Consider the following 10,249-nt stretch of genomic DNA (forward strand, 5'->3'; position numbering starts at 1 on the left):
ATGGGTTTGCAAAGTGAAAAGGGGGGATTTATATGATGGATCAAAACCAGGGATTAAAAAGAGAATTGAAAAGTCGGCACATATTTATGATTGCACTCGGAGGGGTTATTGGTACTGGGCTTTTTTTAGGATCCAGTTATACAATTCATGAAGCTGGACCTGGAGGAGCGATTGTAGCGTATCTTGTCGGTGGATTTGTTATGTATTTAACGATGCTCTGTCTTGGAGAGTTAGCGGTTGCGATGCCTGATGCAGGGTCGTATCAAACATATGCTACAAAACATATTTCACCTGCAGCGGGTTATGTAGTGGGATGGATGTCGTGGCTAAACTGGACGGCTACGATAGGCATTGAATTAATTGCAGTTAGTATATTAATGAAACGTTGGTTTCCAGATGTATCATCATGGATTTGGTGCGTAGTGTTTGCCGTATTGCTCTTTGCTATTAATGCGTTATCTTCAAGAAGTTTTGCGGAAGTTGAATTCTGGTTTGCAAGTATTAAAGTAATTACAATCATTGCATTTATTATTTTGGGCGGGGCAGCAATGTTTGGTTTTCTAGATATGAAAGGAAATGAACCAGCGCCGATGTTTTCTAGCTTTACTGATTATGGTGGATTGTTCCCAAATGGATTATCAGCCATTTTAGTTACGATGATTGCAGTTAATTTTTCCTTCCAAGGAACAGAACTAGTTGGTATTGCAGCTGGTGAGAGTGAAAATCCAGAGAAAACTATCCCGAAGGCAATTAATAATACAGTTTGGCGCATACTTATTTTCTTTGTACTATCTATTTTTATTCTTGCGGGACTATTTCCTTGGCAGCAAGCAGGCGTGATAGAAAGTCCATTCGTAGTTGTATTTGATAAAATTGGTATCCCTTATGCGGCTGATATTATAAATTTCGTTATTATTACAGCTGTACTATCAGTTGCGAATTCAGGATTATATGCAACTTCCCGTATGCTATGGTCGATGTCTAATCAAGGAATGATTAGCCCGATTTTTGGTAAATTATCTAAAAACGGTGTTCCTATTTATGCATTGATTGTAAGTACGTTTGTAGGGTGTCTCTCATTACTATCAGGTATTTATGCGGAAGATACAGTTTATTTATGGCTTCTTTCTATTGCTGGGTTTGGAGCGATATTAGTTTGGGCATCTATTGCTTTATCTAACCTATTAGCTAGAAGGACATACGTGAAGCAAGGGGGAGATATTAAGGATTTGAAATTTAAAACACCACTGTATCCATTTGTTCCAATTCTTGCTTTAGTATTAAATTTAACAGTAATTGTAGCTATGGCTTTTATTCCAGAACAAAGAATGGCATTATATTGTGGTATTCCATTTATGATCGTTTGTTTACTGTTTTACCGTGCTACAAGAAGTAAGAAAAGTAAAATAGAACATATCGAAAAGATGAATACAACAGAATTAGAAAGTTTATAGTTGAAATTGAATTTATAATAACAAGGAATTTAGAGACTGTAGAATTGTAAACAGTCTCTTTTTTTGTAAAAATAAAGCTGGAAACATACTACGTATGCAAAGGGGAATTAGCAATGAATCAAGAAGTTTCACAGCTATTAGAACAGATTGATTTACGAAAAGAGGAGCTACTAGAACTTACAAAAACTTTAATTCGTTTTGAAACACCAGCACCACCAGCAAGAAATACAAATGAGGCGCAAGAATTTGTTGCAGAGTTTCTAAAAAAACGAAATTTTAGTATTGATAAGTGGGATGTATATCCGAATGATCCGAATGTTGTTGGAGTGAAAAAAGGGACAGCAAGTGAGTCACATAAAAGTCTCATTATTAATGGACATATAGATGTTGCAGAAGTATCAAAGGACGAACCGTGGGAAACAAATCCGTTTGAGCCGTTTATAAAAGATGGTTGGTTAGTTGGGAGAGGTGCGGCAGATATGAAAGGTGGACTAGCTGGAGCCTTATTTGCTATTCAACTTTTAGAAGAAGCGGGGATTGAATTACCTGGGGATTTAATTTTTCAATCGGTAATTGGCGAAGAAGTAGGAGAAGCAGGGACACTTCAATGCTGTAAACGTGGTTACGATGCTGATTTTGCAGTAGTAGTTGATACAAGTAATTTACATATGCAAGGGCAGGGCGGCGTAATTACTGGATGGATTACAGTGAAAAGCCCACAAACGTTTCATGATGCAACACGTAGACAAATGATCCATGCTGGAGGACGTCTATTTGGAGCGAGTGCGATTGAGAAAATGATGAAGATTGTCCAAAGCTTACAAGAATTAGAGCGTCATTGGGCAGTCATGAAAACATATGAAGGCTATCCATCTGGAACAACAACAATTAATCCAGCTGTTATTGAAGGAGGACGTCATGCGGCATTTATTGCGGATGAGTGCCGATTGTGGATAACCGTACATTTTTATCCAAATGAAACGCATGAACAAATAATAGAAGAAATAGAAGAGTATTTAGGAAAAGTGGCAGCAGCAGATCCATGGTTAAGAGAGAACCCACCACAATTTAAGTGGGGCGGAGAATCAATGATTGTGGATCGTGGCGAAATTTTTCCATCTTTAGAAGTAGATAGCGAACATGTTGCTGTAAAAACGCTAAGTTCAGTACATGAATCTATTTTATCTAAAAATGCAATTTTAAATATGTCAGCAACGGTAACTGATGGCGGATGGTTTAGTGAGTTTAACATTCCAGCTGTTATTTACGGACCAGGTACATTAGAAGAAGCTCATTCAATAAATGAGAAAGTTGAAGTTGAGCAGTTAATTGAATTTACAAAAGTAATAACAGCGTTCATATATGAATGGTGTCATACAAAAAAATAGATTAGTATATTGAAATTGTACAGGTATGTACTTGTACGCTTTTTTAGTGAACTATTTCAGAGTTGAACATAAACAACTGAAATAGTTCTTTATTTTTCTATGTTTTTCGTTTTATTTCAATTAATTTCTCTTTAGCTAATTCAACGGCAATCGCATCATCTAAATAGCCGATTGGAAAAAGATAATCGGGGATAATGTCTGTTGATAAAATGAAATATAGTAAGGCACCCCCAATAATTGCACGCTCTTCGGTTGAAATGGTTTCTGTACAAAATTGTTGGTACATATTTGTTAATTGCTCAATGAAAGGACCAGCACTATCAATTTGTTCTATTTTACTTTTGAAACTCTCGTGAATACGCTTTTCGCCTTCAGTAGTTTGAGCATAGCGCTCGTAATTTTCAAGTTCTTGTTTTACACGAGTTGTTGTGTATTCGAAGTCGAATAGGTTAGAGGATTGTAATGTTTGTTGAATTGTATCGAGAGATGTGTACATATCTGCTTTTTCCTTATTTATGTGTGGAGAGTCAGGGTACATTTCATCAAGTAATAATTGCGGTGGAACTTGTAGACAGTTTGCGAATTTTTGTAAATGGTTTTGCTTCGGTTGTTGTTTGCCATTAATTATTCTTGAAATTGTTGCAGGATCAATATTTGTAAGTGTTCCTAGTTGGCGCATAGATAGAGCACGCTCCTTTAACAGTTTCTTTATTAATTTACCGAGCCGCTCATTTGGATTTTCATTGGGCATAATGTAGGCACTCCTTTTCTATTGTCTATCGTTGAAAAAATGTTGAGCATTTATTACAAGTATATGAAACAGACAGGCACAGTTGCTCAACATTTTCATAATATGCAATGAAAAGTGAGAAAAGGGGTGACTGTACGATGAGTACGGCAGGTTTATTTTCAATTTTTTTAATCGGGATTGCGTCTAATTTAGATAATGCAGGTGTTGGGATTGCATATGGCATTCGTAAAATTCGAATTTCGTGGCTTAACAATTTTATCATCGCATTTTTTGGATTTTTATTTACTTTACTAGCTGGATTCTTTGGGAATTGGATCGCATTATTTATTTCAGAGTTCACAGCAAACATTATTGGAGCAATCGTTTTAGGAATAATCGGGGTGTTTATTTTATGTCAGCCTTTCTTGAGTCAAAAAGATACCGTAGAATCTAAAGATAGTAGTGTACTTATGGGGGTTTTACGTAATCCAGAAAAAGCAGATTTTGATGGTTCTAAAACAATTAGTTTTTCTGAAGCAATTGTTTTAGGAGTTGCATTGTCCATAAACAATATTGCAGGTGGATTTGATGCTGGAGTAACAAATTTAAATCTTTGGCTTACGGCATGTATTTCTGGAGTTTTTAGTTTTATTTGTATTAGTGGTTTTACGTATGTTGGTAAAAGATTTTTAGCTGAATACTTAGGGAAATGGGCAACTATAATTGCAGGTGTGTTATTAATTCTTATTGGAATTGATCAATTGTTGTAAGAAGAATAGAATACAATGTTCGAGTATTTCCTTGGAAATTTGGTAAGGGATTGCATATATCGACATACTTTTCTTCATACTAATACTGATTTCTTTTAAAGAAAGGGGGATCCGTATGGGACGTGGGAAAGCATTTGATCATAAGAAAAAAGGGCATGATCATCAACCGCCTAAAGGTGCTCATATTCATAAAGATGTAAATGAGCATACATTAGAAGAGGAAGAATTACCTGTTAATATTGAAACGTATAAAAATAGTTTAAAAAAACATTAAAAGCACCTACATAGGTGCTTTTTTAACGTATATCTTCAATTAATTGTTCCGATTCTTCATGCATACTGTACTCACTTAATACTTGGATACAAAGCCACTTTAATTCTTCGATAGTATGCTCAAGTTCTTCAGGAAGCACATGATGAATGTCTTCAAGTCCCATTCCGAAATGAATAAGCTCTAGTACTTGATCATCGATGTTCCGATCCATTAATAATTCAAGCACCTCTAAATTGAATATGTATCGGTGAGCTTCATCGAGTGAAACAACTTTTAACTTCAAGCTTTCTACAATACTCAATATAAAAAGAAGAATTGTTTTTTCAAGAACAGGTTGTTTTTCCATTTGAAATATCAGTTTCATCTTTTACACCTCCACATATAGCGTTAGGTTGTACTATATTATTCAGGAGGGGGGAGCAAATATGCATAATAAAGAGAACTTTTATTACTGTTTTTTTGAATTGTGTTGATGCCTAGTAGAACGGATTTTTTGTGAAATAAAAAATCCTGCCAATATAGCAGGATAACTTCTAAATTAAAACATACTCCAACCTTCTTGGGCAGAAAGTAATTCAAGAATTTTAAAACCAGCGATACTATTTCCGTTTGCATCTAAAGCTGGTCCGAAAATACCGATTCCCATTTCGCCTTTTACGCAGCCGAAAATGCCGCCCGCTACACCACTTTTTGCAGGGATTCCAACACGAATTGCAAATTCACCAGATTCATTATACATCCCGCAAGTAACCATAAATGTTTTACAAATTTTCGTAATATGTTTAGGGATGATCTGTTTCTTTTTATAAGGATCATATCCATCCATTGCAAAGATTAAACCAATACGTGCTAGGTCGATACAGTTAACCTCAATTGCACATTGACGCGTATATAAATCCATAAGTTCTTCAATATCGTTATCGATGATGCCATTTTGTTTCATATAGTAACAAAGTGAACGGTTTAAGTAAGCTGTTTCTAATTCAGAAGTGGCAACTTTAGAAGAATAACTAATAGTAGGATTGTCTGTTATATCACGCACAAATTGAAGAATGCGTTCCATCTTCTCCTCGTTATCATTACCAGCTAGCATACTTGTAATAGCTAATGCACCCGCATTAATCATTGGATTAAGAGGCTTGGAAGAACTTGTCGTTTCAAGCTTAATAATAGAATTAAATGGGTCACCAGTTGGTTCCATTCCAACCTTAGAAAATACATATTCTTCACCACGGTCTAAAAGGGAAAGAGCAAGTGTAATTACTTTAGAAATACTTTGAAGAGTAAATAGTGTTTGTGAGTTACCAGCATGGATATATTCTGTTTCTTTATGGAAAATGGCAATCCCTAGATCATTTGGATTTGCATTTCCTAGTTCGGGGATATAAGTAGCAAGTTTTCCTTTTTTCGTATATGGTTTTACTTGTTCTAACAACTGCTGTAAGTTGTTTGTTTCAATGCACTGCATAGTACCAACGCTCCTATTTCGAATTAACTAAGTTTACTTTTCCCGATATGCTCGGAAATAAATAATAACATGAAAAAGTGGAATGATAAAACGAAAGTTGAATGTCCTATAGTGAGTCTTCAGTTTCGATTATTCCATGTTATAAAAGGAAAATTTTCCTTTTATATAACAGTTTGGAAATAGGAGATTTATCCATAAAAAGTTCGGAAATAAAAACTACACATCTATACAACTATATGTTATTATGGTTATGTAAATAGAAAGCGTTTTCTAAGGCGTACTTATAATGATAACGATTTCATAAATTTGATAGGGGGAATTAAAATGTTGCAGTTTTTACAACGTATTGGTAAAGCGTTAATGCTTCCAATCGCAGTGCTACCAGCAGCAGGATTATTGCTTCGTTTAGGGCAACCAGATGTATTTGATATTCCTGTTATGGCACAGGCCGGTGCAGCTGTTTTTGATAATTTAGCACTTATTTTTGCAATCGGTATTGCAATCGGTCTTTCAGTTGATGGTAGTGGTGCCGCAGGTCTTGCAGGTGCAATTGGTTATCTGGTTATGAAAAACAGTATTGATGCACTTAGTAAGGGATATTCTGCTGCAGAATTACAAGATAAATTAGGTAAAGTTCAAGATTTAATAGGTAATAGCGCAAATGTAGATCCATCTAAGCTTGCAGATACAATGACACAAGTATCTAAAGCAGCCGAATTATCGACTAAAGTGGATATGAAAGTTTTAGGTGGTATTATTGTCGGTGTTATAGCAGGATTCCTTTATAATAAATTCCATAAAATTAAACTTCCAGAATGGTTAGGTTTCTTTGCTGGAAAACGTTTCGTTCCGATTGTTACATCGGTTGTAATGCTAATATTAGGAATTCTATTCGCACAAATTTGGCCAGCAATTCAAAATGGTATCGATGCATTAGCTCATGGAATTGTTAATTTAGGTGCAGTTGGTTCAGGTCTATTCGGTCTATTAAACCGTCTATTAATCCCAATTGGTTTACACCACGTAATGAACACATACTTCTGGTTCGTATTTGGTGACTTTACAAATGCAGCAGGTAATGTTGTAAATGGTGATATCGCTCGTTTCCTTGCAGGGGACAAAACAGCAGGTATGTTTATGACTGGTTTCTTCCCAGTTATGATGTTCGGTTTACCAGCAGCATGTTTCGCAATGATTGCAGCTGCTAAACCAGAAAAACGTAAAATGGTTACAGGTATGTTAGGTGGCCTAGCATTAACTTCATTCTTAACTGGTATTACAGAACCTATTGAATTCTCATTCATGTTCTTATCACCATTATTATATGGTATTCATGCCGTGTTAACAGGTATATCTTTATTCGTAACAACATCACTTGGCATTCACGATGGTTTCACATTTAGTGCCGGTGCAATTGATTACTTCTTAAACTTTGGTATTGCAACAAAACCAGTGTTACTAGCAGGAATCGGTTTAATTTACGCAGCAATTTACTTCGTAGTATTCTACTTCTTAATTAAGAAGTTCGACTTGAAAACTCCTGGTCGTGAAGATGAAGATGAAGATGAGTTAGCTGAAGAGGGTGATGCACCAGTTGCAGGTTCAATTGGTGAAACTTACGTAGCAGCTTTAGGCGGAAAAGAAAACTTAACAGTTATTGATAACTGTGCAACGCGTTTACGCTTACAAGTGAAAGATGCAGGTTTAGTAAATGAACCAGCATTAAAACGCGCAGGTGCAAAAGGCGTTATGAAATTAAGTAACACAAGTGTACAAGTTATCGTAGGTACAAATGTTGAATCTGTTGCCGATGATATGAAAAAACACGTGTAAATAGTTAGATAAGAGGATATCCAAAAAGATTGATAACAACAGTCTTTTACAGGATATCCTCTTTTTTTGTTAATTTTTTAAAGGGAATCTTACTTTTATAAATTTTCTTTTTCTTTTTTGAACATATAGGTTGGTAATATGTTCGGTGCGTGATACAGTAGTGATGACATAAAATGGAGTGTCCATAATCTGCGGAAATGATTTGAAATAAGTCTTGTGTAGATGAATTAAATTATCGGTAAATAAGGGGAAAAAGGTAATCATGGATCAGGAAAAAAATACTGTTAATGGGAAAGCAAATCGGTCGATTGTATACATAAAAAGAACAATCATTCTAGCCCTACTACTGTCACTTGTATATTTCATGTATACAAAAATTGTTGCGCATAATAAAAAAGAGGAAACTTTAAAAGCAGCAGCAGAAATGAAGAAGCAAGAAGAGATAAAAAAGATAGAAGAAGTGAAAAGGCAAGAAGCTGAGAAACAAAGAAAACAAAAAGAACAGGAAGAACAGATAAAACAGGCGCAAGTTATAGAGAAACCTGCTGAGGGACCGCCTCAAGAAATTAATGAAAACGCTCAATTGGATCAATATTTACAGAGCATGGGATTTAGTGGGACAGCTGTTATTGTGAAGAATGGGAAAGTTCTTGTGAATAAAGGATACGGCATGGCTAATAAAGAGAAGCAAGTGCCGAATAATTCAGAGACGACCTTTTATATTGGTTCTATTTCAAAAGCATTTGTGGCGACTGCTATTATGCAACTCAAAGATCAAAATAAGTTACAAGTAGAGGATACAGTTGCAAAGTATATTCCAGACTTTCCTCAAGGTAATAGCATTCAGTTAAAACATCTATTAACACATACATCAGGCATTCCGGAATATGAGCAGGGAAAAGAGGATATTTCTCGTGAAGAACTGATAAAGCGGATAGGAAATCAAAAGCGTATCGGGATTCCAGGAGAGAAATGGAAGTATTCCGATTCGAACTACTCTATACTTGCTTACATTGCTGAGAAGGTAAGTGGACAGTCGCTCGAAGAATATATAAAACAACATATTTTTGCGACTGCGGGTATGAAACAATCTGGTTTCGGTACAGCGTTGGAACAAACAAGATTCCCATCAACGGGTTATAAAATAGTGAATAACAATATGACAACACCTAATATTCCGAGCATGTCACAACTATATGGTTGTGGTGATATATATACGAGCGCGCATGATTTATATTTATTTAATGAAGCACTCTTTTCTGGAAAATTAATTTCAAAAGAGAGTTATAATCAAATGTTTACAGCCGTGAAAAAGGATTATGGATTTGGCTGGTATGTAGATCCAGGAAGCTATTCAAATCACGGTGTAATGCCAGGTTGGAATTGCTTAAATGGTTTTAGTAAAAATGGTAGTGTATATGTGGTTTTATTATCTAACATTCAAAATAACATTAAATCATTTGGTAAAGTGAATAACGACATTTATACGATGTTGCGGAATATTGAAGTGTAAGAGGCTATCCTTTTGGATAGTCTTTTTTCATGCTCAGGAAATATATCTACAATTATTACTTAATATAATACAAAAATAATGAATATGTTCTATAAAATGTATGTCTTACCTATCACAAAAAAAGCCGTTTTGTATACATTAAGATGTATGGATGTAAATTTTTATACTTTAAAAATAATAGGAGGAGAAGCATATGTGTCTGTTCAGAAAATATTGGCATAAATTATCCAGACTGTTTAATAGACAATTAGGCTATTTTTTAGATGACAAGTTACTGCCTGCTGTGGAACGACTTTTATTTTCACAAAACTTTGCGAGATTTATTCAAAGAAATTCTAAGCAAGCTACGGAAGAGTTTATAGAATCAAGTCAATTTCAATCTATTATTTGTAACATTTTAAAAGAATGCAATACATCACCTTTTAAGGAAATTGCAAAGCAATATTTAGGTAAAAACGTAGAAATTACTGTGACAGTTGGACAGTTAATAGGTGTTATTGTAGCAGTTGGTGACGATTTTTTAACGCTGCAAGAAGGAATAGGAACTGAAGTTTTATTACCATTTACAAGTATTATATCAATGAAAGAAGTGTAAGAAAGGAGACTTATATATGTTATTTACTGATGAATTGCGTAACCATGTTGGTGAATTAGTGCAAGTTGTGACAGCTGTTGAAATTGTTGCAGGTATTCTTTTATCTGTTACGGACGGGGCAGTAAGTGTTCGTACATCTCCTTCTTATGGACCACCTGAAGATGTACTTGTGCGTATTCCTATTATTGCTTATGTTCGCTTGGAAGGGTAAGAGTGATACAAGT

General features: G+C 35.1%; 11 protein-coding genes. 8 read left to right on the forward strand and 3 right to left on the reverse strand.

Annotated elements, in window-relative coordinates; genetic code table 11:
• Positions 1 to 32 precede the first annotated feature (32 nt).
• Entirely contained in the window at positions 33 to 1,454 is a 1,422-nt protein-coding gene (locus NSS97_RS02390; protein WP_107887828.1) for an amino acid permease, read from the forward strand.
• Positions 1,455 to 1,567: 113 nt separating this feature from the next.
• The gene (locus NSS97_RS02395) at positions 1,568 to 2,842 is read left to right on the forward strand and encodes an acetylornithine deacetylase (RefSeq protein ID WP_107887829.1); all 1,275 of its coding nucleotides are present in this window, start codon (positions 1,568 to 1,570) and stop codon (positions 2,840 to 2,842) included.
• Positions 2,843 to 2,939: 97 nt separating this feature from the next.
• Here NSS97_RS02395 and NSS97_RS02400 read toward each other — a convergent pair whose 3' ends face one another.
• Complete coding sequence (locus tag NSS97_RS02400) at positions 2,940 to 3,593, reverse strand: helix-turn-helix domain-containing protein (protein WP_002091151.1); 654 nt, start codon at positions 3,591 to 3,593, stop codon at positions 2,940 to 2,942.
• 137 nt (positions 3,594 to 3,730) lie between these two features.
• Between NSS97_RS02400 and ytaF the strand changes: the two genes are divergently transcribed.
• Together ytaF and NSS97_RS02410 are read left to right on the forward strand one after the other, a co-directional pair.
• On the forward strand, positions 3,731 to 4,342 hold the full coding sequence (gene ytaF / locus NSS97_RS02405) for a sporulation membrane protein YtaF (protein WP_341111427.1): 612 nt from the start codon (positions 3,731 to 3,733) through the stop codon (positions 4,340 to 4,342).
• Positions 4,343 to 4,457: 115 nt separating this feature from the next.
• The gene (locus NSS97_RS02410) at positions 4,458 to 4,616 is read left to right on the forward strand and encodes a hypothetical protein (RefSeq protein ID WP_080743487.1); all 159 of its coding nucleotides are present in this window, start codon (positions 4,458 to 4,460) and stop codon (positions 4,614 to 4,616) included.
• A gap of 22 nt (positions 4,617 to 4,638) precedes the next feature.
• Here NSS97_RS02410 and NSS97_RS02415 read toward each other — a convergent pair whose 3' ends face one another.
• Both NSS97_RS02415 and glsA read right to left on the reverse strand, forming a co-directional pair.
• Positions 4,639 to 4,980 (reverse strand): DUF3969 family protein, encoded by a 342-nt coding sequence (locus NSS97_RS02415; protein ID WP_000766602.1) that lies wholly within the window; start codon positions 4,978 to 4,980, stop codon positions 4,639 to 4,641.
• A gap of 174 nt (positions 4,981 to 5,154) precedes the next feature.
• Entirely contained in the window at positions 5,155 to 6,084 is a 930-nt protein-coding gene (gene glsA, locus NSS97_RS02420; RefSeq protein WP_060749412.1) for a glutaminase A, read from the reverse strand.
• 324 nt (positions 6,085 to 6,408) lie between these two features.
• Here glsA and nagE point away from each other — a divergent pair, with 324 nt between their 5' ends.
• From nagE to NSS97_RS02440, 4 genes are all read left to right on the forward strand, one after another.
• Positions 6,409 to 7,917, forward strand: a complete 1,509-nt coding sequence (nagE, locus tag NSS97_RS02425; RefSeq protein ID WP_044444338.1) for an N-acetylglucosamine-specific PTS transporter subunit IIBC — start codon at positions 6,409 to 6,411, stop codon at positions 7,915 to 7,917.
• 262 nt (positions 7,918 to 8,179) lie between these two features.
• Entirely contained in the window at positions 8,180 to 9,430 is a 1,251-nt protein-coding gene (locus tag NSS97_RS02430) for a serine hydrolase domain-containing protein (RefSeq protein WP_044444339.1), read from the forward strand.
• 193 nt (positions 9,431 to 9,623) lie between these two features.
• The gene (locus NSS97_RS02435; RefSeq protein WP_002125041.1) at positions 9,624 to 10,025 is read left to right on the forward strand and encodes a hypothetical protein; all 402 of its coding nucleotides are present in this window, start codon (positions 9,624 to 9,626) and stop codon (positions 10,023 to 10,025) included.
• Between the two features lie 16 nt (positions 10,026 to 10,041).
• A complete protein-coding gene (locus NSS97_RS02440; protein ID WP_002029614.1) occupies positions 10,042 to 10,236 on the forward strand; it encodes a hypothetical protein in 195 nt (64 codons plus the stop codon).
• Positions 10,237 to 10,249: the final 13 nt, after the last annotated feature.

Origin of the sequence: Bacillus sp. FSL R12-0074 (assembly GCF_038005725.1) — a bacterium.
Classification (GTDB): domain Bacteria; phylum Bacillota; class Bacilli; order Bacillales; family Bacillaceae_G; genus Bacillus_A; species Bacillus_A mycoides.

Bases quoted from the DNA above. Each gene is read 5' to 3' on its own strand.
- NSS97_RS02390 (WP_107887828.1), top strand. From the start codon at position 33: ATGATGGATCAAAACCAGGGATTAAAAAGAGAATTGAAAAGTCGGCAC.
- NSS97_RS02395 (WP_107887829.1), top strand. From the start codon at position 1,568: ATGAATCAAGAAGTTTCACAGCTATTAGAACAGATTGATTTACGAAAA.
- NSS97_RS02400 (WP_002091151.1), bottom strand. From the start codon at position 3,593: ATGCCCAATGAAAATCCAAATGAGCGGCTCGGTAAATTAATAAAGAAA.
- ytaF (WP_341111427.1), top strand. From the start codon at position 3,731: ATGAGTACGGCAGGTTTATTTTCAATTTTTTTAATCGGGATTGCGTCT.
- NSS97_RS02410 (WP_080743487.1), top strand. From the start codon at position 4,458: ATGGGACGTGGGAAAGCATTTGATCATAAGAAAAAAGGGCATGATCAT.
- NSS97_RS02415 (WP_000766602.1), bottom strand. From the start codon at position 4,980: ATGAAACTGATATTTCAAATGGAAAAACAACCTGTTCTTGAAAAAACA.
- glsA (WP_060749412.1), bottom strand. From the start codon at position 6,084: ATGCAGTGCATTGAAACAAACAACTTACAGCAGTTGTTAGAACAAGTA.
- nagE (WP_044444338.1), top strand. From the start codon at position 6,409: ATGTTGCAGTTTTTACAACGTATTGGTAAAGCGTTAATGCTTCCAATC.
- NSS97_RS02430 (WP_044444339.1), top strand. From the start codon at position 8,180: ATGGATCAGGAAAAAAATACTGTTAATGGGAAAGCAAATCGGTCGATT.
- NSS97_RS02435 (WP_002125041.1), top strand. From the start codon at position 9,624: ATGTGTCTGTTCAGAAAATATTGGCATAAATTATCCAGACTGTTTAAT.
- NSS97_RS02440 (WP_002029614.1), top strand. From the start codon at position 10,042: ATGTTATTTACTGATGAATTGCGTAACCATGTTGGTGAATTAGTGCAA.